Source organism: Nocardia sp. NBC_00403 (genome assembly GCF_036046055.1).
Taxonomy (GTDB): Bacteria; Actinomycetota; Actinomycetes; order Mycobacteriales; family Mycobacteriaceae; genus Nocardia.
The window spans coordinates 5,558,873-5,582,404 of record NZ_CP107939.1; the positions used below are offsets into that span (position 1 = coordinate 5,558,873).

Consider the following 23,532-nt stretch of genomic DNA (forward strand, 5'->3'; position numbering starts at 1 on the left):
TTCCCCCAGCGCGGCATCACTCCGGCGAGGGAGGCCAAATCCCCACTGAAGGTGATGATCTCGCCGGTTCCCGCCCCTACCATGGCGGTGGTGACCGTTGCCGCTCATGCCGTTCGCGGCCGCGTCCTGCTCGCCGCGGGACTGTGCGCTCTGTTCGTGTCCGTGTGGATGGCACCGGCGTTCGCCGACTCGCCGGCCTCGGGCGCGGACGTGTCGGTCGCCCAAAGCCTCGGAGATCGCGAACTGACCCTCGTGCTGCGCCGGGTGACCAGCGTCCCCGGCCCGCTTCGCGTGGACGTCGTCACCCACACCGGGACTGCCGCAGGACAACTCACGCTCGCGGCGACACCGACCGGAGCAGTAGCACACCCGAGGGCGCCTGCCCCGGGAGCGCCCAGCACCGAGGCGGTAATCGACCTCGGCGGCACACCCGGAATGTACTCGGCCACACTGGCAATGGATCGGGCCGGGCCGCGGGAGCTGGCCGTCGGCGACGGCGTGCGCGTGGCGCGGATTCCGTTCGTGGTGCCCGCGCAGGTCACATCACCGCCGGAGCGTCTGGTCTACGGCGGGTTCCTGGTCGCAGGAGTGCTGCTGCCGGTGTCGATCCTGATGGCGATCCGTGCCCGCCGCAGCGGGTGGGCACTGCTTCCGGCCGGTGGGATGGTGGCCGGGATCGCGGTGTCGGTAACGGCCGCGTTGCTGTCGGCGTCGCTACCGCTTCCTCCGCAACCCGGCAGCCAGCTCGACCCGACGGTGGACAACGTCGAGAATCCCTATGCCCTACAACAACCGTTGATCTCGGACTTCTCCCGTCCCCCAGTGCTGCTCACCGTGGCAGGTGGCCCCGTGTCCGCTGGGCAGCCGGGCGATCTCGATCTGGTCGTGATCGACGCGGCCACCGGCGCACCCGTCGACGACCTGCTCGTGCACGACAGTGCGCTGATGCATCTGCTGGTGGTCGGCCCGTCCGGTCGACTGTCGCATCTGCACCCGATCCGGATCGCCCCTGGCCGCTATCAAGTCCATCTGGCCTCGCCCGAGCCCGGGCATCATGCCCTGTCCGCCGAGCTGGCCCGCCGCGGCGGCGGGATCCAAATGGTGCGCGCCGCAACCGGTTTCACTGTCACACCGGGTGTGACAGCACAAGGTCCGCCGGCGACCGCGGTATATCTGGGCGCAGCAACGACCACCGCATCGACCGTAGTGGACGCCAACCCCATCACGGTCAGAACAACAACGGCGGTAGCCGGCACACCGACCACCCTCACCGTCGAGGTCGGAGATACCGCCGACTTGCAGCCTTGGCTCGGCATGGTCGGGCACCTGATCGTGGCCGGACCACTGCCGGACATCGATGGCACCGATATCGCTGCGGCCGTACAGAATTCGCCCATCTGGGGACACGCCCACTCGATGGGCTCGACATCGATGACAGGTATGTCCGACATGCCGGGGATGCGCGGCATGCACGAGATGGGTGGCTCGACCGCCGCCGCGGGTCGGGGAACCATGCTGATGCCGCCCGTGAACGGCGACAGCGCCCCGGACGAAACCGTGGCCGCCTACGGGCCCGATGTCCCTTTCACCTACACCTTTCCTTCGGCGGGCCGATACCGACTGTGGATCCAGATCGAACGGCACTACACCGTGCTCACTGTCCCGCTTGTGCTCGATGTCGCCGCCTCGACGGCAGGAGCGCACCGGTGAGCGCCGCACCGGTAACCGGCCAGGGTTCGTGGCGGCCTGGTGTTCTCGTCGGTGGTGGTGGCGTCGTCATCGCTGTCATTGCCGTCATCGTGTGGCTGGTGTGGCCGCGCTCGCCCGCCCCGGTGGTGCTGAACACCGGCACACCCCAACATCTCGTGACCGTCACCGTCGACAGGCTGCGCCTCGGCACCACCGACATCGACATCACGATCACCGATCGGGCCGGTGTCCCGATCGACCACGGCGCCGTGCTGCTTCAGGCGAACCAGCCGCTCATGGGCCATGCCGGGCAACCGGTGACGGCGGAGCCAATGAGTCCCGGCCACTTCCATGCGGCGGGTGTGGCCCTGATGATGACCGGTCCCTGGGACCTCCGGCTCTCGATCGATACCCACGACGGTGGCGAGCAGCTCACACTGCCGGTGTGGGTCGGTGGCTGACATCGATGCGGCTCACACACCAGCAACCACCACAGCAGCACGACCAGAGAAAGGACCGCCCGTCATGAGCACCCCAGCACCGTCCGACACGTCCGCAGACCGTGCCGGACCGTCGGTGGCCACCGCAGAATCCGCACCGGCCGCCGCTTCCGACAATGGCACGGCGGCTCGCATCGGGGTCTGGGTCGTCGTCCTCGGCACCGCTGTCACATTGGTGGGCTTGAGCTGGGATATCCAGTGGCACAACGAAGTCGGCCCCGACACCTTCTTCACCCTGCCGCATCTGTTCCTGTACTCCGGCAGTGCCATCTCCGGGTTCGCGAGCCTCGCCATGGTCCTCATTGCCACCTCCGCCCAACGCGCTGGACGACCGGTGCCCCGTATGGGCGGCACGCCCATACGGGTGTTCGGCAGCAATCTCACCGCACCGCTGGGCTACATGATCGCCGGAGCCGGTGCGGCATTGTTCCTGCTCTACGGTCTCCTCGATCTGCAGTGGCATTCGATCTACGGCTTCGACGCGGTGCTCAACACCCCCTCGCACGTGGCGCTGTTCCTGTCCATCACGCTCACCATGATCGGCAGCATCATCGTTTTCGCCGCCCATCGCGACCACCGCTGGGGCCGGATCGGCATCGTGGTGGCGATCCCGATCCTGATCACCTTCGCGCCGATCCCCACAAACGCTTTGAACAACCTGGAGCTGCCCGCCGATCCGACCATCCTCGGGATCGTGCTGTTCGGGCCGATGCTGCTGATCCTCGGCGCGGCGTTGCTTGCCCGCGCCGGGGCCGCCATCGCCATCGCCGGCTCGCTGGGAGCGATGCAGGCGATCCTGTGGTGGTTCTCGCCGTGGGCTGCCGAAACCTATGCCTCGGCGATCGGGCTGCCGCTGCGTGACGGTCTCACCGGCCGGCCACCGGAGCTGCCCGCGATCATGCCGATGTTCCTGATCGTCGCGGCCGCCGTAGTCGAAGGGTTGTTCTGGCTGGCCCGCACCCGCGGCTACGACGCCAAGAAGATTGTGCTGGTGGCCGGAGTCGCGACCGGCGTAATCGTCGGGGTGAGCTTTCCGCTGCAAATGAACCTCACCCACGCCATGTCCCACCTCGCATTCGCCGACGTCCTGACGGTCACGCTGCTCGGGATTCCGCTGGGATTGCTCGCCGGATTCCTCGGCGGCCGATTCACCACCATGCTGCCTCTTCTCGCTCCCGCAACGGAGGACCACCGATGATCGTGCTGCGCAGACTCGCTGTCGCTGTGTTGGCTGCTGTCACACTGTCGTTGATCGCGATCGCACCCGCCGCCGCGTACGCGCCGGTCGACGTCGTGCACATCGAGCGGGTCCAAGCCGGCCCGTACAGCCTCACCGTCGGGTTCTCCACCTGGCCACTGCGTGCGATGAAGTCCCTGGACTTCACGTTCATGCCCGATGGCGGCATCGCCGACAAGTCCGGAACCTTGCGCGTGACCGGCCCCGCGATCAAACCGGGACGCCGCGCCGCGCCGCTGGTACGGCACCCCCGTAAACGCGATTCCTGGGGCTTGGATGTCAAAGCGTTCGACGACCCCGGCAGCTACCGCTTCGTCTTCAGCATCGACGGGCCGCTCGGGCACGGTGAAGGGACCCTCGACGGCGTCGAAGTTCTCGACCAACCCGGACCACCACTGCCGCTGAGCTGGACCATCGGCACCCTGCCACTGCTCGGCCTGATCGTGTTCCTCACAGTGGCCTGGCGTCGCACCCGACCGGGCCGCCGAACCTTGATCGTCTGAACCTGCCGTAGGCGAATCGCGGTGCTGTCAGGCCGATTTCCGGGCGGTCGCGACCCACCCGACAATCCAGGCCACCAGCACCGCGGCCAGGAACGACAACAGTGACGCGCTCATCCACGGCTGTTTGGTGAAGTGCAGCTTCTCCTGGATGTTCACCCAGAAGTCGGTCCAGACACCCGCGTCACCCGGGTTGATGAGCTGATACACCGACAAGCCCACCAGCCAGGCGACGATCATCCCCCAGCGCGACGGGGCATCCGGTGCGGTATTCCAGTTCCCCTTCGCGCACAGGAAGAAGTCGGCGACGAGCACACCGAGCAGCGGCACGAACACCGAACCGATCAACCCGAGGAAACCGAAGTAGTTCTCCATCTTCAGCTGCAGCGCAAGCACCGTGATCAGCGCACCGAGGCCGATCGACAGCACCCGACGGTCGATGCGCGGCGCGAGGTTCTGGATGGACACAGCCGTGGAGTACACATTGGCGAAAGACTGATCGGCCTCCCGCAACACGAAAACGAAGAAGAACACCGCACCGAGACTCACCTGCAGGAACGGCGTGTACTGGCCGCCGTCACCGGTCGCGAGGGCCAGCGCGAACAAGCCGAGGATGTAGGCGACGATCTGGGTGATCGCATACGCCCCGCTGGCCGCACCGAAGGCGGCACCGGTGCTGCGGGAATGGCGGGTGTAGTCGGCCGCGACCGGCACCCACGAGATCGACACGGCCAGCGCCGCATCGGTGGCGATCCAGAACAAACTCCAGTCGACACCGAACGGCCCAGCACCCTCGGGGCCGGGATTGGTGGTCAGGTCGGGCAGACCCTTGTGCAGGAACTGGATGTAGAACCAGATCAGGGCGATGACCACGCCGACGGTCACGAACCGTCGCAGCATTCGGACCGAGCCGAGCGGCCAGATCGTCAGCACGGTCGTCAACACACCGGCCACCACCACATACAGCCAGTGCGGACCACCGCCGAACAACTCTTCGGCCGCATTACCGATGACGATCAACTCGAAGGTCCCCCAGCCGATGAGCTGGGCGATATTGAGCACGGTCGGAAGATAACTGAGCTTCGCGCCGAACAAGCCACGCAGCAACACCATCGCGGGCTTGCCGGTCTGCGCCCCCGGCACGGCGGCAAGCCCGAGCATCACACCGCCGAGGACAGTTCCCACGATCATCGCGAGGATGCCCGCGGCGATCGAGATCTGCGGCGCGTACTCGGTGTTCGGAGCCAGCACAGTGTACGCGCCGGTAAACGCGACGAGGCTGACGCCGAGATTGGCCCAGAAGGCGCTCTGGTCCCAGAACGACAGCACCTTCGGTGCGGGCTCCTCGAGGGTCAGCGGCGCCTCGTGCCGTTCGGATTCATCCAGGGTCGGTGCAGACATACCGGAGCACTACTCCCTACGCCGGCATTACCCGGACAGGTTCATGCGGTCGGCGAAACATCGGGTCCGCCCTCTCAGCCCGGCCGTGCCCGAGCTCCCGCGGTGGGGTCTTATTCGGGCGAATAGTACACGCGACGCACCATGTCACATAGCCTTCGGTCCTTCGACCGAATCCAGCAACTGGGCGTCGTCACGCACGGCCCAGTGTTCGACCACCAACCCGTCGGAACCGGAAAGATGTGCACCTGGGCCCAGGCCACCGGGCTTCCCTCGATGCGACGACCGTGCAACCGCGGAAACCCATTGCCGATGTGCCGACCGCGAAAGGTGCACCACCATAACGCGGTCTTCGCTCGACAGCACCTCGTGCAATTCTGCACTGCGGTCTGTAAAACTCGTGTAGGACTACTGGGCGACGACGTCGAGGATGTCCAGCCCGCGGCCACTGACGTTGTCGTAGAAGTCCGGTGCGAACAAACTCAGCACGGTGCGGTCGCCGCGCGGGGTGTAGTCGAGCCAACCGGTGGCCAGTGTACGAGCATCGAAGGACGACATGTTCACCATGCCGCGCAGGCCGTCGCAGGATGCAGCGAATGCTGTCGTGCAGGTGGTGAATTCGCCGAGGAGAGGCGGGCACAGTCATGATCGGATCCACGCGTCGCGCGGTCGCGGTGCTCGGCGCGATCGTGTTGCTGGGTGGGTCGGCGGCGTGTGCGGCAGCGGACAAACCGGACGCGGACAGCCGCGCGACCTCGACACCCGCCGAGCAGTCGATCCGCGGCGAGATCGTCTCGGCAACACCGGTCGCTCAGATGTCGGCAGCCGACACCAGCACATACCTGAACGCCTCGGCCCGCAACGGTATCGACGCCTATCGCGTCGTATACCGGACCATCGACACCAGCGGCCGGCCGACGACCGCGAGCGGCCTGGTCGTGCTGCCGCGCACCGACTCCCGCAGGCTGCGCGTGGTCAGCTACGCACACGGCACACTGTCGCTCAAGAGTGATGCGCCGTCGGTGAACGGGACGACCCGCCCCGACCGGGCGCGCACCATCATGTTCGCCGGGGCGGGCTATGCGGCGGTCGCGCCGGACTATTTGGGACTCGGCGAAGGCCCGGGGTTCCACCCCTACACCCATGCCCCGACGGAAGTCAGTGCCTCTGTCGACCTGTTGCGCGCGGCCCGCGCGGTCGCGGCCCGCGAGCAACGCGAACTCGACCCGGACATCCTGGTCACCGGCTTCTCCCAAGGCGGCCAGGCGGCGACGGCGCTGGGCAAGGCACTGCACGCGGGCCAGATCCCCGGCTTCGGGCTCGCGGCGCTGGCACCGGTGAGCGGACCCTACGATGTGCAGAACGTGCAGACGCCCGCCGGACTGGACGGCCGGGTGATGCCCGCGAGCGCGGTCTTCTACTTCGCATACTGGCTCACCTCGATGAACCGCATCCACCATCTCTACGACAGCCCCGCCGAAGCATTCCAGCAACCGTATGCCGCCACAGTGGAGGCACTCTTCGACGGCAATCACACCGAAATCGCCATCGGCGCAGCCCTGCTCACCGCGCCACAACAACTGTTGACGCCCAAGTTCATCGCCTGGTCACGCAACCCCACCGGAGCCGCACGCGACGCCGTCGCCGACACCGACGGCACCTGCGACTGGACACCACGCGTCCCGGTCCACCTCTATGCCGCCTCTGGCGATCGCAGCATCCCCTACGCCAACTCCGAACACTGCCTGCAAGCACTGCACAGCGACAAGGCCACCCTGCTCGACCTCGGCGACATCGACCACGGCAGCACCGCCCGTATCGCACTTCCACAGATCCTGGAGGTATTCCAACAGCAGGCCCCACCCACCTGAGCCACCCGCACGCCGAATCGTGCCTGCGTCGGTAGCGCAGTGCACCGAGTTCATGCCGAACTCCGTCAGGTCCGGCGCCAGCCGTCGCTGAACGCCACCGTCACCGGGCCGCCCGAGCAGCATCGCCGTGCTCTCGTACCCCCATGGAGCTCGCAGACCTCTTCGACGAACGCCATGCCCTTGAACCTGGAGCAGACCGGTGGCAAAGCGGACGCCGAGTGCAATGGAAACGCGTGCGGCGCTGGTCAACTCCGGCGCGACGTGGGACGATCGCGGAAGTGACCAGCAAACCCGCCACGGAACAGTACCTGCGCGACCTCGCGCGACTGCGCCGCGTCCGCGACCGGATGGACCGGGAGTACACACAGCCGCTGGACGTCGAGGCGCTCGCCCGCGACGCGCACATGTCGGCCGGGCACCTCAGCCGCCAGTTCCGCCTCGCCTACGGCGAATCGCCATACGGCTACCTGATGACACGGCGCATCGAGCGCGCGATGGCGCTGTTGCGTCGCGGCGACCTCAGCGTCACCGAGGTCTGTTTCACGGTCGGCTGCCAGTCGCTGGGCACCTTCAGCACTCGCTTCACCGAGCTGGTCGGTATGCCGCCCAGCACCTACCGTCGCGAGGCGGCCCTCGCGACGGCGGGGATACCGTCCTGCGTGGCGAAACAGGTGACCAGACCGATCAGGAATCGAGAAGCGCAGGTCGCCGACCCGCAATTAGCCTGATTGCCATGGACATCACCATTCACTCGAGCTTCCTTCCCCAGGACGACCCGGACGCAGCCCTCGCCTTCTACCGCGACACCCTCGGCTTCGAGGTCCGCAAAGACGTCGGATACAACGGGCTGCGCTGGATCACCGTCGGCCCCGCCGACCAGCCCGGAACCTCCATCGTCTTGCATCCGCCCGCCGTCGACCCCGGCATCACCGACGATGAGCGCCGCGCCATTCTCGAGATGATGGCCAAAGGCACCTATGGCGGCATCCTCCTGGCCACCAAGGACCTCGACGGCACCTTCGAGCGGGTGCAGGCCAGCGACGCCGAGGTCGTTCAAGAACCGACCGAGCAGCCGTACGGGGTTCGCGACTGCGCGGTTCGCGATCCCGCGGGCAACCTGGTCCGCATCCAGGAGCTGCGCTGAGCCATTCGGCGATCGCAGCCATCACCTGCACAGTCGGCACCGTCAAGGAGCCCCGTGCATGAGGCCGACGGCAGCCGTCACCGTCACCGACACCGAGGCAAACCTTCCCGGGCTGGCTGCACAACCGATGAGTGCCACGCGCTCCCGAGGCTCGGAGGCGACGCAACCACCGAGCGTCAGCCAACCATCAGAAATGGGCATAGGTGGCCGGTGCCTCGTCGCACACACCGGGGCCAGGCCGTACCACTGACACCGCGTGCCCTCGCGCCGCATCGAGGCTTGGCGCGAGGCCGACGAGAAGCTCGACCGCGAGCTGATGCGCGACGCCGCCGGTTGGTCCGACCGGGCGCGCCGACGAGGGACAACCGAACGCACTGATCGAAGCCTGATTAGATCGAGCATGGCCACGACGACGGAGACCGCCAACACGGCCCGCGCAACAGATGGAGACACGATGACCACGGCCACGAGGACGAAAACGAAGTCGCCGGCGCCGCACGCTGCCGACAGCCACGATCTGATCCGCGTGCACGGCGCGCGCGTGAACAACCTCCAGGACGTCAGCATCGAGATCCCCAAGCGCAGGCTGACGGTGTTTACCGGCGTCTCCGGCTCGGGTAAGAGCTCGCTGGTGTTCAGCACCATCGCCGCGGAGTCGCAGCGGCTGATCAACGAAACCTACAGTGCCTTCGTACAAGGCTTCATGCCGTCGCAGGCGCGGCCCGAGGTCGACGTGCTCGAAGGGCTGACGACCGTGATCACCGTCGACCAGCAGCGGATGGGTGCCGACCCCCGCTCCACGGTCGGTACCGCCACCGACGCCAGCGCGATGCTGCGCATCCTCTTCAGCCGACTCGGGCAGCCGCACATCGGCTCACCCCAGGCGTTCTCCTTCAACGTCGCCTCGATCAGTGGAGCGGGTGCGGTCGCCATAGAACGCGCCGGACGAACCGTGAAGGAGCGTCGCAGCTTCAGCATCACCGGCGGCATGTGCCCGCGCTGCGAAGGCCGCGGCGCAGTCTCCGATATCGACCTCACCCAGCTCTACGACAACTCCAAGTCGCTCGCCGAGGGCGCGTTCACCATCCCGGGCTGGAAGTCGGACAGCTTCTGGACGGTGCGGGTCTACGCCGAGTCGGGCTTCGTCGACCCGAACAAGCCGATCCGCAAGTACACCAAGAAGGAACTCAACGACTTCCTCTACAAAGAGCCGACCAAGGTGAAGGTCGACGGCGTCAACCTCACCTACGAGGGGCTGATCCCCAAGGTGCAAAAGTCGTTCCTCGCCAAAGACCCCGACGCGCTGCAGCCGCACATCCGGGCGTTCGTGGACCGGGCGGTCACCTTCACCATCTGTCCCGAATGCGGTGGCACCCGGCTCAGCGAGCTTGCCCGCTCCTCGCGGATCGGCGGGATCAATATCGCCGACGCCTGCGCGATGCAGATCAGCGACCTCGCCGAATGGGTCCGCGGCCTCGACGAGCCGTCGGTCGCGCCGTTGCTCGCCGCGCTGGGGCACACCCTCGACTCGTTCGTGCAGATCGGGCTGGGATACCTCTCACTCGAACGGCCGTCGGGGACGCTGTCGGGCGGTGAGGCGCAGCGCGTCAAGATGATCCGCCACCTCGGGTCGGCGCTCACCGATGTCACCTACGTCTTCGACGAGCCCACCATCGGGCTGCATCCGCACGACATCCAGCGGATGAACGACCTGCTGCGGCAACTGCGGGACAAGGGCAACACGGTGCTCGTCGTGGAGCACAAGCCGGAGACGATCGTGATCGCCGACCACGTTGTCGACCTCGGCCCCGGTGCCGGTGCGGGGGGCGGCACCGTCTGCTTCGAGGGCACCGTCGAGGGGCTGCGGGCCAGCGGGACCATCACCGGCCGCCATTTCGACGATCGCGCCGCCGTCAAGGAGGCGGTGCGCAAGCCCATTGGCACGCTGGAGATCCGCGGCGCGACAACACACAACCTTCAGGACCTCGACGTCGATATCCCGCTCGGGGTGCTCTGCGTTGTCACCGGAGTCGCCGGCTCCGGCAAGAGCTCGCTCGTGCACGGGTCGATCCCCCGCGGCGCGGATGTGGTGTCGGTCGACCAGGGCGCTATCCGCGGCTCGCGGCGCAGCAACCCGGCGACATACACCGGACTGCTCGACCCGATCCGCAAAGCGTTCGCGAAGGCCAACGGCGTGAAGCCAGCGCTGTTCAGCGCCAACTCCGAGGGCGCCTGTCCCAACTGCAACGGCGTCGGGGTGGTCTACACCGACCTGGCGATGATGGCCGGTGTCGCCACCACCTGCGAGGAGTGCGAGGGGAAGCGGTATCAGGCGTCGGTGCTGGAATACCACCTCGGCGGCCGCGACATCAGCGAGGTGCTGGCGATGTCGGTGACCGAGGCCGAGGACTTCTTCGGCGCAGGCGAAGCGCGCATACCGGCCGCGCACGCCATCCTCGGTCGGCTCGCCGCCGTCGGGCTCGGCTACCTCAGCCTCGGTCAGCCGCTCACCACGCTGTCCGGCGGCGAGCGGCAGCGGCTCAAGCTGGCCACCCACATGGCCGAGGAGGGCGGCGTCTACGTCCTCGACGAGCCGACCGCGGGCCTCCACCTCGCCGACGTCGAGCAGTTGCTCGGCTTGCTCGACCGGCTCGTCGACTCCGGCAAGTCGGTCATCGTCGTAGAGCACCATCAGGCGGTCATGGCGCACGCCGACTGGATCATCGACCTCGGCCCCGGCGCAGGCCACGACGGCGGCCGGATCGTCTTCGAAGGCACGCCTGCCGACCTCGTCGCCGCCCGCTCCACCCTCACCGGCGAGCACCTCGCGGCCTACGTCGGCAGCTGACCGAGGACCTCTCGGTAGGGACACCGGCCACCACGCGTCGCTCGGGGCCGGTGTCGGGCCGCCTCGTCAGCAGAATGCGTTGCCGTGTGAGAAGGTGAGGTTTCACTCGTGAATTCGGTTCTGCCGATGCCGGTTACGGTGCCGTAGAAATCCGGATAGAGGAGGGGCTTGGTGGAATCAGCGTTCGATGTGGCCGGGCTGGTGGGGCATCGCTATCGTGCGGACGACTTTTACGAGGTGGGACGCGAGAAGATCCGCGAGTACGCGCGCGCGGTGCAGGATTTCCACCCGGCGCACTGGAGTGAGGACGCTGCCGGTGAGCTCGGATACGCCGGTCTGATCGCACCGACCACGTTCATCTCCACCGCCGCGATGTTGGCCAACCGCAGGCTCCTCGAGACCGTCATGACCGGCTACGACATGTTCGTGCAGACCGATCAGGTTTTCGAAATGTACAAGCCGGTACTCACCGGCGACCAGTTGATCAGCGATGTCGAACTGTCCTCGATCCGTCGCATCGCGGGCAAGGACCTGCTCACCATCACCAACACCTTCACCGACCAGACCGGTGACATTGTGCAGATCATGCACACCACCGTCGTCGGCATCACCAGCGAAGACGTCAACGCCGAGATCAGCGACACGATCGAGCGCGTCATCATGAGCGGACTCGACACGACCCCCCGGACTGCGGTTGCGGCAGCCGACGGACTATCGATCGCGAATCCGGATCCGGAAACCGCCCCACGCCTGTCCCAGATCTCACGCACGCGTGTTCCGCGCACCGCAACCAGATTCGACGATATCGCCGTCGGTGACGAGCTTCCCGCTCGAACCATTCGCCTGACGCGCGGCGATCTGGTGAACTATGCCGGAGTCTCCGGGGATGCGAACCCTATCCACTGGCACGACGAAGTCGCTGCGCTCGCGGGTCTTCCGGATGTGATTGCCCACGGCATGCTCACCATGGGCTTGGGGGCGGGATTTGTCACCGGATGGCTCGGTGACCCGGGCGCGATGATCAGATACGGGGTCCGGCTGTCGAACTACACGGTCATCGAAACCGCCTCCGCTGGCAGTGTCGAGTTCACCGGGCGCATCAAGTCGATCGACCCTGCGAGCAAGACCGCTGTCGTCGTCATCGTCGCGAAGTCCGCCGGACGCAAGGTTTTCGGCCTCGCCACCGCGGATGTCCGCCTCGCATAGCCTCCTGCGGCCGTTAGCGGTCTCTTGTCACGCTTGGAGATGTCGGCGGTCAGGACAGGGTGTCGCGGACGGAAGTTCGTTCTACACGGTGGCCTGGACGGGCGACGTCACCGACGCCGCCGAGAAGGCTCGAGCCCCAGGTGTGTTCAGCTCGCGGCGGCGTTGCCACACACGGCGTTTCACCGATTCGGAAGGAGATTGTCCACCACAGTGGACCACACAAGACAAAGGCAAGGAGGTTACTTACTCCCTGCCACTCTCACCATATAACGCACTAGGGGCCTTGCGGCAAGACCCGGGTCGTGCCGCAGAATCTCCGGTCGAAGCCAGAACCTGGCGAAATCGGGATTCGTGAAGTACGTGTGTTTTTCGATGAGCGGGTCTCGCGGGACGTCGAACCGCCGGTGGGACTCACGGTGCGGTTCGGGCGCTCGGTGGGATAGCGCGGGCGCACGCCGCCGGACTGCGCGCAGCAGCTGGCCGAAATGCAACCTTGTCGAATGGGGGTTTTCATGATCGACGTGATCGTTGCCGGCGGCGGACCGACCGGTTTGATGCTGGCCAGTGAGTTGCGGCTGCACGGTGTGCACACGCTCGTGCTGGAGAAGGAGGCGGAGCCGACCAGGCAGGTCCGGTCGCTCGGCCTGCACGTGCGCAGCGTCGAGGTGATGGACCAGCGCGGTCTGCTGGATCGGTTCCTCGCGCACGGCCAGCAGTACCCGCTCGGCGGCTTCTTCGCCGGCATCACAAAGCCGCGGCCCGACCGGCTGGACACCGCACATCCGTACGTCCTCGGCATCCCGCAGCCCGTCACCGAGCGTCTGCTGGCCGAACACGCCATCGAACTCGGTGTCGAAATCCGGCGCGGCTGCGAGCTGGTCGGGCTGAGCCAGGACGATCGCGGGGTGACCGTCGAGCCGGACGACGGCAAACAGCTGCGCGCGCGCTACCTCGTCGGCTGCGACGGCGGCCGCAGCACGGTACGCAAGCTGCTCGGCGTCGACTTCCCCGGCGAGCCCCCCCGGGTCGAGTATCTGCTGGGCGAGATGGAGGTGGCCGCGCCGCCGGAGACGCTGGCCGCCGTGGTGGCTGAGGTCCGCAAGACCCACAAGGGGTTCGGTGCCGGGCCCTCTGGGGACGGGGTGTACCGCGTCGTCGTGCCCGCAGAGGGGGTGGCCGAGGACCGGTCGGCCGCGCCGACCCTCGAGGAGTTCAAGCAGCAACTGCGGGTGTTCGCCGGCACCGACTTCGGCGTGCACTCACCGCGTTGGCTGTCCCGCTTCGGCGACGCCACCCGGCTGGCCGAGCGCTACCGGGTCGGCCGGGTGCTGCTGGCCGGCGACGCGGCGCACGTCCACCCACCGCTGGGCGGGCAGGGCCTCAACCTCGGCGTCCAGGACGCGTTCAATCTGGGCTGGAAACTGGCCGCCGAGGTCAACGGCTGGGCACCGGAGGGGCTGCTGGACAGCTACCACACCGAACGGCACCCAGTAGCCGCCGACGTGCTGAACAACACCCGCGTGCAGTCCGAGCTGATGTCCTCCGAGCCGGGTCCCCGGTCTGTGCGCCTGCTGCTGTCGGAACTCATGGACTTCGAGGAGGTGAACCGGTACCTGACCGAGAAGATCACCGCGATCGGGGTTCGCTACGACCTGGGCGAGGGGCACGAACTGCTCGGCCGACGGCTGCGGGACGTCGGGTTGAAGCGGGGCCGCATCTACGAGCTGATGCACGGCGGCCGCGGGCTACTGCTCGACCAGACCGGCCGGCTCTCGGTGGCGGGCTGGGCAGATCGGGTCGACCACGTCGTCGACGTCAGCGAGGAACTGGACGTGCCCGCGGCGCTGTTGCGGCCGGACGGCCACGTGGCGTGGGTCGGTGAAAACCAGCAGGACCTGCTCAGCCAGCTGCCCAAGTGGTTCGGCGCTGCCGTCAGCTGAGCGCCGAACTTCGCGAACGCCTCCACCACGGCCCCGGAATCCTGAAGCTGTCAGGAAGTGCAGAGTGGGGCGCGCCCCGCGGCCTGGAGTCCTGAAGGTATCCCGATCCGCAACGCAGCTATGACCGATCAGGTGTTCGATGCGGGTTCACCGGTATCGGCGTCGGCAGTCGCTGCGGTCTTCACCTCACCGTGGACCACGGCAAGGCTGACGCCGACACCGCGGGCGATCTCACGCAGCGATTGGCATTCGGCGCGGCGAGCCAGGATCGCACGGCGTTTGTCGGCGTCGCCGACACGAGGGCGGCCTCCTGTGCGGTCGCGCCGCGCTGCGGACGCCAACCCGTCGCGGGTCTTGCGGACGATGTCGCGGCGGCGATCCTCGGCCAGGGCGAGCGCCAGGTCCAGAATCAGGCTGCGTTCGGTGTGCTCGCCGACGGCGATACCGTGCAGGATCTTCACCGAGATGCCTTGCTGGAACAGGTCGTTGAGCACGATCAAGCCTTCGAGGAGGTTGCGGCCGAGCCGGTCGGCCTCCTGGACGGTGAGCATGTCACCGGGACGCATGTAGTCCAGCGCCGCACGCGGACCGGGCCGGTCGGCGACTTTCAGATTGCCGCTGATCTTCTCCTCGAACACCTTCACGCAGATCGGATCGAGGTCGTCGTGCTGACGCTGGGTCTCGGGGTTTCTGTAGTAATCGCGCGAAAAACAACGACAACGGCTTGACCAGCGGTTATGGCTCGATCTAACTGTGGTCAGAACCACAGTTCGGCGTCAGGCGCCAGTGTCGGCTCGTCGGCAGATCGTTTGCCGACAAGCCAACGTCACGAAGAACCCTCTCCTACGGCTCAAAATTCGAACTGCTGCTCGAGGAAGCTGTCCGGAATCTCCTTCCGCCGGATGGGCGGCCATCGAGAGGTCGCTAGTTTTAGGTCTCCCGCGGGCCACCGGTATGCCTCGGTTACCGCATGCAAGGCGCGTTGCGGGCTATAGCTGTGACTGGGAACAGCCTTCAGGCCGGCACGCGCGAATGTTGGCATGATGGGCGCGCCTCCACCCGCCAACGCTGAACACCGATGTCTCAAAAAGGGCTGTTGAACCGTGAAGCCAGGGCGGGGCACGAGACACGGTTGCCCCGGACAATCGCATGAATCCGGTGAGTCCGGTTCCGACGGGCCCGACAGATTAGGGGAGAACCGATGACAAGCGATGCGCTCGAACGTTTGCGGCGGATTCTCCCGCCATCGCCGGCCAGCGCGGAGTGGTCGGCGCTGGACCTGCAGGGGGTGGCGGCGGCCGAGGCCGCGTTGGGGGTCCAGCTGCCGCCGGACTACCTGGACTTCCTCGCGGTCTACGGCGCCGGGTCGCTTGACGACTCCCTGCTGATCGCGGCACCGGCGGAGGCGCCCGGCCACCAGTACAGCACGAGTGTGGTGGATATCACCGGGGCGTTTCGCCGGGCTGCTGCCAAGCCGTACATCGCCGAAGATCTGGGTGACGGTGACACGTATATCCACTGGGGCGTGGATGGTGGTGGCGACTACTACTACCTGTGGCGCATCGAGGGCGAGTCGAGCGCCGAGTGGCCGGTGTGCGTATACGGGGACGAATTGACGGTCCTGCCGTACGGGATCGTGGAATTCCTGGCCAGAGCCTGTACCGGAGGCCTTCCCCGTGAGCTGCAGCGCAAGTTCCGCGGCAACGGCCACGAATTCCTGCACTGGCAGGACCGGTACCGCCGCGACGTCGAGCAGTACGGGTCCGGGTCATACATCGGCGGCTGAGCGACTCGCTCCCGCTCCGCCGGACCTCACTGCACCTGACTATTAGCTTCGAACGCTGACGGCCTCCGTTGGTGTCGTCAAATGGTCATTTGACGACATGGCACCGCAGCGGCCTCATCGCCACTCGGATCATGCGGAAACGACCCACCTGATCCAATGCGATCCGTTCCCCATTGACGACAAGGTTTGACGACAGATAGAACGGTGAATGGACCACGTCGGACCGAGGTGAAGGGCGCGCTGCGATGGCCGAACTCGTCTATACGCGGGTTTCCACCGACGAGCAGAGCACCGCACGCCAGACGCACGTGATCGGCGAGGCCGGTCTCGTCGACGGTGCCGACGGTGTGCGAGTGTTCGCCGATCCGGCCACCTCGTCGAAGATCCCCGCTCTCGAACGCGAAGGCTTCGGCACGGGGTGAAACTGCGGGTGCTGTCGGGGGCCTTGTCGGGCATCAACGACCTGGCCGCGGGCGATGCGACCACCACCATGCTGGTCAACGTGCTGATGGACCCCTCCGAGACCTTCTTGCTGAGTTGAACATGCCTCCGGAGAAGGCGTATCACCTACTCGGCTGGGGTGCTGCTGATCGCTCCGGAAGACCGCCGCCGCCTGGGCCATCTCGACGAAGAACAAACGAGCCGTTATCGGGACTGCCCGCAGTGCGGGGAGATGTTCAAACTCGAACCAGGCAAGCGCGGACGTCCACCCAAATACTGCAAACGCGACTGCAGCCAAAAGGCGTCCTCGGTCAGGCGTGCACCTGGATACGCGCTGATGTCCCTCAACCCCGTTTTCGGCCACCAGAATCGGTATACTTCCGCTTCTCCCGCGCTCGGTGGCGGAGCCCGGCCAGGCGCACCTATAAGGCTGCATGCCTTCCGCTTTCGGAGGGGTAGGGCGTCGATAGTCTCTGCCTTGTCGTGCTGGAACTCGGGCACGTAGTTGTAGATCGTCGAGCGAGAGACCCCGAGCAGCCGGGCGACCGAGGACACCGTCTCCTCTCGGTCATGAGCGACGCCTTGAAGAATATCGGGCCGAGACCCGCGACGCCGCAGATGCGCCTACCCCCGGCTATCACTTGCCCAGGCGCGGAACAGCATGAGCGCCTCGGTCAGGTTTCCCGGACCGCACGCGAGATGGAATGACCGCTCGTCGGTCCATGCGTGTACCCAGTCGTGCTCACCCCGAGCGACCTGTTTCCGGCGAAACTCCCGGTGCGCCAGCGACGTTTCCGCGAGATCGATCGTGACGGTCCAGCCCGGGTTGTCGAGTGTCTCGATCCGAACACCCCATCCATGTTCCCAGTCGCCATCGCACTGCGCGCTGTACCAGCTCTGCAACCAGTCAAGGACGTGTTCATGCTCGGACATTGATATCGATGCTAGGCGCAGGGTACGGGCTGCAGGTTGTGGCCAGGGCTTCGCCGGAGCAAATCGGCCCCAGGTCCAGCTACTGCCGCGATGCCTATCTGCTGCGACGAAAGATTGACGTGACCAAGCCTTTGATCACCCATGAGCATGACTAGCGCGTGAGCTGCCCGCGAGCTCGCGTGACTGTGAGCACCCCGTCGCCGAGTCTGTTAGCTGAACTTGCGCTCGACCCCCGCTGCGCCGAGCTCCTCGTATTCGGGCTGGCTGATGGCTTTGTCGAGGAAATCGGATGCGGTCCCAAGAGCCAGCAGGAGGAATCCCGCAACCCCCGTGCTGAAGACGAGTACGAGCTGCAAGAAACGTACTGCCGAGGAGTTCGTGACACGCCGATGATCCGCAGTCCTGTTCATCCGCAACAGGATCCGCATGTCAGTACCGAACACGACTCCGAACAACGACAACACCGCCCGCGCCGCTGCTTCCGCGGATGTTCGGCAGACCCTCGTTTTCCGAACGCGGCGGGGTGCAACGATGCCGAACGCGTCGGGTCAGTTCAGGGCCTGCCGGATCTCGTGGCGCTCGGTCTCCTCGCGGGTGAGGACCTGCTGGTGAACCTCTGGGTCGCGGTGGGCTTCGATCCTCGACCGCACGATCGCGGAAGCTGGGGTCGTGGGCCGCGCGCAACTATTCGTCGAGGGTGGCGAAGTCCGCGTCGCTGAGGCCATGGCGGGGGTCGACACGATGGAGCAGGGCTTGTCCTTGATAATGCGCGGACACCCACGCGCGATCGGGGGCGGCGCGCCCGGCTGCCCAGTCGACCAGGTCGCGGGTCTTCCAGTGCAGCCGGTAGTCCCAGTCCTGGTCACAGGACTCGTGCTTGCTGACCAGGCCGTCGAACCCGCCGCCGGAGTAGCAGGCGATGCCGTAGTCGGCGCCGATCCCAGCCAGCTGGGCACCATCGACGCCGTCTCGCACCACAACTCCAGCCGGATCGGCTGCCCGTCCTGCCGATCCACCCGGTAGTCCTCAGCAGCCGCGGCGACCCCGGTCCAGAAGTACGCCGGCCCGGCGTAAGCGAGCGGCGCATCCACCGCGATCTGGGTGTCGCCACGGATCGTGCTCCAGCCGAGCCGTCCCGAGCGCCGCGCCATCCCGACGTACTCGCACAACCGCTTGTAGTCGCGCTCGGTCTTGTCCAACACGCCGTCGGTGAGCAGCACATAGAACAGCTGACGCAAGCTACAGGACCGCATCGGCGCGACCTTGTCAGTCCATCAGTGCGCGTAGCAGTGGCTGATTCCAGGTCTGGGATTCGAGGTCGTAGAGGGCGAAGGTGGGCGCGAAAGACCAGCAGCCCCAGGAGAACCCGTGCTCCTCGGCCTGCCTCCTGTTGAACTCGGTCCAGCAGCCGCGGCTGGCCGGGTCGGCTTTGGTGGTGGTGCCGAACTCGCCGACGAATACAGGGCGGCGGTTGGCTTCGGCCCAGGCGGCCAGGCTCGCGTAGCCCGCGGCCAATTCGCCACGCTGCTGGTCGGTTCCAGTCCAGGTGGTGCCAAGCCACGAGCGCGGATCGCCGAACGGGGTGTCGGTGCCCAGCCATTGCTCGCCCTGCATGGTGAAGGTGATCGGCCAGTACTGATGGATGGTGACGATCAGGTTGGGGTCGTCGGGCAGTGAGAGCTGCGGCAACATACGAATGTTGTTGTAGGCGGCGGGGCCGAAGATGACGGCGCGCTCGGTGTCGGCCTTTCGGATCACGGTCAGCAGCTCGCGCAGGGTGTCGTTCCACAGCGGGTCGAGGGCATCGCGCGGTTCGGTGAACGGCTCCAGCACGACCGACCGCGGGCGGTCGGCGAACGCGGTCGCGACCTGGTCGGTGATCGACAGCAGGCGGGGCAGGTACTGCGGTGGTTTCGCGATCAGGTCCGGGTCGAGGAAATTGGTGAGCACCACCGCCAGGTCGCGCTCGGCCGCCAGGTCCAGGTAGGTGTGAACGCGGTCCACAGCCTGTGATGCGATACGGAAGTCGGGTGCGTCGCCGCAGTGCGCCGCCCAGTACACACCCAACCGGACCGCAGAGAACCCCGCCCGCCCGAAGAGGTCGAATTCGTGTGCGGTCAGTTCGACGGTGTAGCCGGACTCCAACGGGGACCCGAGGTTCGGGCACACATTGATCGTGCGGGCCAGCCGCCGGTTAACGTCATGAATGGTCATCGGAGTACTCCTCATCGCCGAGAGGCCAGGTCAATGCGCCCTGGCGGACGTCGGCCGCGAAGGCGAGCAGCCAATCGCGCTCGGCGCGGCGTAGTGCTTGGGCGTAGCCGTGATCGGTGAGGAACACCGGCTCGACGTCCGGCGCGGCGGCGAGCCCGGCCTCGACCTCCTCGATGGTGACGTTGATGCGCTCGGCGCGGTGTGAGACCAGTTCCGCCACTTCATTTCCGGGCAGCGCGAACATGAACGACAGCGCCGCGGCGAAGGCGGCCGCGTCGTGTGCGGGATCGCTGAGCAACTCCCGCAACCAGGTCATCAGCGAGGTGATCCCGGCCGGGGTGATGCGGTAGACCGTGCGCTCTGGACGGTTTCCGGGGCGCGCCGGGTCGTCCTGCTCGACCAGTCCGGCCGCCGTCAGCCGGGGCAGCAGGTCGTAGAGCGTCGCGTGCTTGAGCTTGAGGGCACGGTCGAGCCCGCGCTCGCGCAACAGGGTTCGCATCTCATACGGGTGTCGCGCGCTTTCCGCCAGGAGCCCCAGCACGGCCAGGGCGGGAGGACTGAACAGTGGCCTGGGTGGCATACTCCTCCTTTGGTCGAACTCGATTGATCGAATTCGACCATATATGACGACACTGAACTCACGGAAGCCGTACGCCGCTCGGATCTGTTCACGGTGATACTTCGCCGACCGGCCCGACCACGGATAGGCGGCAAACTCGGCTGGGTCGACCTTCAGCTGCTCGGCCATATAGGACACCACCGAAGGCGGGAACTCCTCCGGACCATGCGGAAACCGAGCCTCCAGCCCGAAGAATTTCAGGAACAGCCCGAAGCCCAGCCGGGTAGCCCTGGACTTGTTCCTCACCAACTGCAGTCGTTCCCGACCAGCGTCCACGACCCGATCAGATCCTCGGTCGACCACTCCTGACGCACGCCCGGTCGCGCTAGACGAAACCCGCTGCCGCCGAAGCTACTTTGCACTTCCTGACAGCTTCAGGATTCCGGGCCACCACCCAGAGGATGGGTAGTCAGCAAGATCACTCTCAGCGCCAGCCACGGTTCCATGGATCCCCTGAACCGATCTCAGTACACGGCCGACACGCCGGACACGGCCGCGGCCGTCGGCATCTTCGCCGACAGGTAGCGGCCGAAATCGTCTCCCGGATCGGCTATTCGCATCCCGTGCTCCATCGTTGGTTCCTCGCTCCGCCCGCCTCGGCTACTCCGCTCCGGGTGGGTTTGCCGCGCCCGCGCGCCGCGACTGGGCGAGCAACTCGTCGAGTTGGGCTTCAGCGCGTTCGGCGCGGGTCAGGGTTTGGGTGCGGGCTTCGTCCAATGCTTGGATGCGGTGGGCTGTCTCGGCGTATGCCTTGTCGATGGCTGTCGCCGCTTCCGTGCGCACCGCGGTGAGCTCCGCGATTGCCGTGCGGCGCGCCTCCGCCAACTCGGTGCGCGTCGCATCGAGTTCGGCGCGAACCCTGCGCCACTCCACACGCGCTTCGTTGGCTGCTTCGACCCGTTCCGCGGCGGCCTTCTCCGCTCGTTCGGTCGCGCGTTCGGCGTCCGCGGCCCGCTGGACGGCGAGATCGCGTTCGGATTGCGCGGATGCCACCCGCGCCGCTGATTCGCGTTGGGCGTGTCCGATTTCGGTGTCGGCGCGCCGCTGTGCCTGCTGCACCTGTTCGGCGGCCTCCTGCCGGATCCGCTCGATTTCCTCGGCGGCTTCGCGACGTGCGGTACGAATTTCGGCTTCTGCGGCGCTGCGCGCGGCGAACACATCGTCGGCGGCTTGCCTGGTGGTGCGTTCGACCTCGCGCAGCGCGTCGTCGCGGGCCGTAATCGCGACGGCGACCAGACTTTCCGCGTGCTCGGCTGCCGCAGCGGCATCTTCTGCTGCTGCGTCGGCGATCGCCTTGGCTTCCTCGGCGTCGCGTCGGGCCTGCTCGGCGGTGACGCCTGCCATCTCGGCCTCGGCGATCCGGCGGGCCGCATCGGCCTGAACGGCCTGGACCTGCGCTTCCGCGATGGAGGGGTCGGCCAGCGTGGACAGTTCGGCAACGGCGGTGTTCAGGGTGGTGCCCAATTGTTCTGCCAGTCCACGGAACTGGGTGAGCAGCTCGTCGGCGCGTAAGCGAGCGACCGTCACCGGGCCCGGTGACGTCACTGTGACGGAAGCGGTCGTGATGTCCGACTCCTGCTGTTGCCGTTGACGTTCACGCCAGGCTCGCCATCGCGTGTGCTCCGGATGGTCGCAGTATTCCGATGGTCGGCCGGGGCCGCTGCCGCGAGTGATGGGTCGGGGGCAGCCAGGGTAGTTGCATACGGTGGACACGCTGGAATCGTAGCGTTTGTTTCGTCCCATCCAACGTATTGAGGCGAAACGAAATGCGTGTCGCCCCAGGACGTCTCCTTGCGAGACACGAGAGTCTGACCGCCGATAAGTGAACATTATCGGCGGTCAGACTCCACTAGAGTGATTGATTGTCGGTGCGGGAGTTTCGTTTTCGTTTGGTTCGCGTACACGAAACGAAACTGCTACGGAATTACGAGAAAACTAGGGAGCTGATTCGTGGACGATCGAACCGCTGTTGTCGCGGTACCGGACTCGGTCCAGACCGAACTGCGCAAAGGAGTCCGCAGCGTCCTGATCGACGCTGCCGCACTCCGATTGGTGCGCGAACGCTTCGACGACAACCAAGCAGGGTCGCTCCGCCGATACCTCGAGGCATCCCAATCCGCGAATACCCTGCGCGCCTACCGCACCGATTGGATCGCCTGGGCCGCCTGGTGCGCGGCGGAAAATAGGCAGGCCCTGCCTGCCGATGCCTTGGACGTCGCGGTGTATTTGGCTGCCGCCGCCGACGCACAGCGTCACCCCGACCCAACCATATTGCGTCACAGTGACAGCGAATCCGAGTCCCGGCACTGGGCTTTCAGCGCCGCCACCCTCGAACGTAAAGCCGCCGCCATCGCCGCCGTCCACGCCGCCAACGGACTGCCCTCCCCCACCCGCTCCGACGTGGTTCGCCTGACCCTGCGCGGCATTCGCCGCACGCGGCGCTCCCAACCCACGCGCAAACGCCCCGTCCTGCTGCACACCCTCGAACAGCTGCTGGCCGGTCTACCCGAACCGGGCTGGCCGACCGAACCTGCCCGCCGCCGCGACACTCTCGCGCTGCTCGTCGGATTCGCTGGTGCATTGCGCCGCAGCGAACTTGCCGGCCTGCGCATCACCGACGTTCGCGTACACCTCGACCACCGCACCGGCGAACCCCTCCTGCTCGTCCAGCTGCCGACCACCAAAACCGACCCGACCGGCACCAGCGAACAACGCGTCGCGCTGCCCCGTGGCCAACGCCCGCCCACCTGCCCCGTCTGCGCCTTCGCCGACTGGATACACCTGCTCGAAGCCCATGCCGCCCATGGCGCCGACGGACTGCAAGCCTGGCTCACCGACACATCACCCACACCCCCGGACATCCATCGCTGCCACGGTTTTCACGGCACCGCCCTCGCCGACCAACCCCTGTTCCCCACCATCACCCGCCATGGCGGCATCGCCGCCCGCCCCATGTCCGGGCGCGCCGTCGCCGAACTCGTCAAGCGCTACGCCGCCCGCGCCGGCCTCGACCCCGCCCTCTTCTCCGGCCACTCGCTGCGCGCGGGCTTCGCCACCCAAGCCGCACTCGGCGGCGCGAGCGACCGCGAAATCATGCGCCAAGGCCGCTGGTCCAACCCCCGTACCGTGCACGGCTACATCCGCACCGCAAACCCGTTGGAAGACAACGCCGTCACCAAACTGGGCCTGTGACGCGTCTACAGGAT

Annotated in this window: 23 protein-coding genes and 1 riboswitch; of the genes, 14 read left to right on the forward strand and 9 right to left on the reverse strand. The window is 66.6% G+C overall.

All coding sequences use genetic code 11. The features are described from left to right. Nucleotides 1-90 precede the first annotated feature (90 nt). From OHQ90_RS24670 to OHQ90_RS24685, 4 genes are all read left to right on the forward strand, one after another. The gene (locus OHQ90_RS24670) at nt 91-1,710 is read left to right on the forward strand and encodes a hypothetical protein (protein ID WP_328401282.1); all 1,620 of its coding nucleotides are present in this window, start codon (nt 91-93) and stop codon (nt 1,708-1,710) included. After that, on the forward strand, nt 1,707-2,150 hold the full coding sequence (locus OHQ90_RS24675) for a FixH family protein (protein WP_328401284.1): 444 nt from the start codon (nt 1,707-1,709) through the stop codon (nt 2,148-2,150). The genes OHQ90_RS24670 and OHQ90_RS24675 overlap by 4 nt, the downstream gene beginning before the upstream one ends. Before the next feature lie 64 nt (nt 2,151-2,214). Beyond that, nucleotides 2,215-3,387 carry a hypothetical protein gene (locus tag OHQ90_RS24680; protein ID WP_328401286.1) on the forward strand — a complete coding sequence of 391 codons (1,173 nt, stop codon included), beginning with the start codon at nt 2,215-2,217 and terminating at the stop codon, nt 3,385-3,387. Then, on the forward strand, nt 3,384-3,929 hold the full coding sequence (locus OHQ90_RS24685; RefSeq protein WP_328401288.1) for a hypothetical protein: 546 nt from the start codon (nt 3,384-3,386) through the stop codon (nt 3,927-3,929). The genes OHQ90_RS24680 and OHQ90_RS24685 overlap by 4 nt, the downstream gene beginning before the upstream one ends. 27 nt (nt 3,930-3,956) lie before the next feature. On the opposite strand, the gene OHQ90_RS24690 is transcribed toward OHQ90_RS24685, so the two are convergent. Together OHQ90_RS24690 and OHQ90_RS24695 are read right to left on the reverse strand one after the other, a co-directional pair. Continuing rightward, nucleotides 3,957-5,327, reverse strand: coding sequence for a purine-cytosine permease family protein (locus OHQ90_RS24690; protein WP_328401290.1), 1,371 nt, complete (start codon nt 5,325-5,327; stop codon nt 3,957-3,959). After that, nucleotides 5,322-5,438: riboswitch (TPP riboswitch) on the reverse strand. It overlaps the preceding gene by 6 nt. Nucleotides 5,439-5,732: 294 nt before the next feature. After that, nucleotides 5,733-5,882, reverse strand: coding sequence for a hypothetical protein (locus tag OHQ90_RS24695; protein ID WP_328401292.1), 150 nt, complete (start codon nt 5,880-5,882; stop codon nt 5,733-5,735). A gap of 86 nt (nt 5,883-5,968) precedes the next feature. Between OHQ90_RS24695 and OHQ90_RS24700 the strand changes: the two genes are divergently transcribed. From OHQ90_RS24700 to rox, 6 genes are all read left to right on the forward strand, one after another. Continuing rightward, a complete protein-coding gene (locus tag OHQ90_RS24700; protein WP_328401294.1) occupies nt 5,969-7,195 on the forward strand; it encodes an alpha/beta hydrolase family protein in 1,227 nt (408 codons plus the stop codon). A 278-nt stretch (nt 7,196-7,473) separates the two neighbouring features. Continuing rightward, complete coding sequence (locus OHQ90_RS24705; RefSeq protein ID WP_328401296.1) at nt 7,474-7,923, forward strand: helix-turn-helix transcriptional regulator; 450 nt, start codon at nt 7,474-7,476, stop codon at nt 7,921-7,923. Between the two features lie 5 nt (nt 7,924-7,928). Further along, nucleotides 7,929-8,339 carry a VOC family protein gene (locus OHQ90_RS24710; RefSeq protein ID WP_328401298.1) on the forward strand — a complete coding sequence of 137 codons (411 nt, stop codon included), beginning with the start codon at nt 7,929-7,931 and terminating at the stop codon, nt 8,337-8,339. Nucleotides 8,340-8,793: 454 nt separating this feature from the next. Beyond that, complete coding sequence (locus OHQ90_RS24715; protein ID WP_328401300.1) at nt 8,794-11,187, forward strand: excinuclease ABC subunit UvrA; 2,394 nt, start codon at nt 8,794-8,796, stop codon at nt 11,185-11,187. 168 nt (nt 11,188-11,355) lie between these two features. Next, nucleotides 11,356-12,393 carry a fused (3R)-hydroxyacyl-ACP dehydratase subunits HadA/HadB gene (locus tag OHQ90_RS24720; RefSeq protein WP_328401302.1) on the forward strand — a complete coding sequence of 346 codons (1,038 nt, stop codon included), beginning with the start codon at nt 11,356-11,358 and terminating at the stop codon, nt 12,391-12,393. A 512-nt stretch (nt 12,394-12,905) separates the two neighbouring features. Then, a complete protein-coding gene (rox, locus tag OHQ90_RS24725; protein ID WP_328413077.1) occupies nt 12,906-14,333 on the forward strand; it encodes a rifampin monooxygenase in 1,428 nt (475 codons plus the stop codon). Between the two features lie 128 nt (nt 14,334-14,461). On the opposite strand, the gene OHQ90_RS24730 is transcribed toward rox, so the two are convergent. Beyond that, the gene (locus tag OHQ90_RS24730) at nt 14,462-14,977 is read right to left on the reverse strand and encodes a recombinase family protein (protein WP_328401304.1); all 516 of its coding nucleotides are present in this window, start codon (nt 14,975-14,977) and stop codon (nt 14,462-14,464) included. 557 nt (nt 14,978-15,534) lie between these two features. Between OHQ90_RS24730 and OHQ90_RS24735 the strand changes: the two genes are divergently transcribed. The 3 genes from OHQ90_RS24735 to OHQ90_RS24745 all read left to right on the forward strand — a co-directional run bounded on the left by OHQ90_RS24735 (nt 15,535) and on the right by OHQ90_RS24745 (nt 16,660). After that, nucleotides 15,535-16,119 (forward strand): SMI1/KNR4 family protein, encoded by a 585-nt coding sequence (locus tag OHQ90_RS24735; protein ID WP_328401306.1) that lies wholly within the window; start codon nt 15,535-15,537, stop codon nt 16,117-16,119. 245 nt (nt 16,120-16,364) lie between these two features. Then, a complete protein-coding gene (locus OHQ90_RS24740; protein ID WP_328401308.1) occupies nt 16,365-16,541 on the forward strand; it encodes a recombinase family protein in 177 nt (58 codons plus the stop codon). Beyond that, nucleotides 16,538-16,660 (forward strand): hypothetical protein, encoded by a 123-nt coding sequence (locus OHQ90_RS24745; protein ID WP_328401310.1) that lies wholly within the window; start codon nt 16,538-16,540, stop codon nt 16,658-16,660. The genes OHQ90_RS24740 and OHQ90_RS24745 overlap by 4 nt, the downstream gene beginning before the upstream one ends. A gap of 524 nt (nt 16,661-17,184) precedes the next feature. Here OHQ90_RS24745 and OHQ90_RS24750 read toward each other — a convergent pair. From OHQ90_RS24750 to OHQ90_RS24775, 6 genes are all read right to left on the reverse strand, one after another. After that, a complete protein-coding gene (locus tag OHQ90_RS24750; protein ID WP_328401311.1) occupies nt 17,185-17,493 on the reverse strand; it encodes an immunity 53 family protein in 309 nt (102 codons plus the stop codon). Between the two features lie 209 nt (nt 17,494-17,702). Beyond that, the gene (locus OHQ90_RS24755) at nt 17,703-17,903 is read right to left on the reverse strand and encodes a hypothetical protein (RefSeq protein WP_328401313.1); all 201 of its coding nucleotides are present in this window, start codon (nt 17,901-17,903) and stop codon (nt 17,703-17,705) included. A 274-nt stretch (nt 17,904-18,177) separates the two neighbouring features. After that, a complete protein-coding gene (locus OHQ90_RS24760; protein ID WP_328401315.1) occupies nt 18,178-18,468 on the reverse strand; it encodes a hypothetical protein in 291 nt (96 codons plus the stop codon). 291 nt (nt 18,469-18,759) lie between these two features. Then, nucleotides 18,760-19,707: a glycoside hydrolase family 5 protein gene (locus OHQ90_RS24765; protein ID WP_328401317.1), complete on the reverse strand. Its 948-nt coding sequence runs from the start codon at nt 19,705-19,707 to the stop codon at nt 18,760-18,762. Then, nucleotides 19,694-20,602, reverse strand: a complete 909-nt coding sequence (locus OHQ90_RS24770) for a DUF4158 domain-containing protein (RefSeq protein WP_328401319.1) — start codon at nt 20,600-20,602, stop codon at nt 19,694-19,696. Before OHQ90_RS24770 ends, OHQ90_RS24765 begins: the two co-directional genes overlap by 14 nt. Nucleotides 20,603-20,926: 324 nt before the next feature. After that, nucleotides 20,927-22,039, reverse strand: a complete 1,113-nt coding sequence (locus OHQ90_RS24775) for a hypothetical protein (protein WP_328401321.1) — start codon at nt 22,037-22,039, stop codon at nt 20,927-20,929. A gap of 237 nt (nt 22,040-22,276) precedes the next feature. Between OHQ90_RS24775 and OHQ90_RS24780 the strand changes: the two genes are divergently transcribed. After that, a complete protein-coding gene (locus tag OHQ90_RS24780) occupies nt 22,277-23,518 on the forward strand; it encodes a site-specific integrase (protein WP_328401323.1) in 1,242 nt (413 codons plus the stop codon). Nucleotides 23,519-23,532 lie beyond the last annotated feature (14 nt).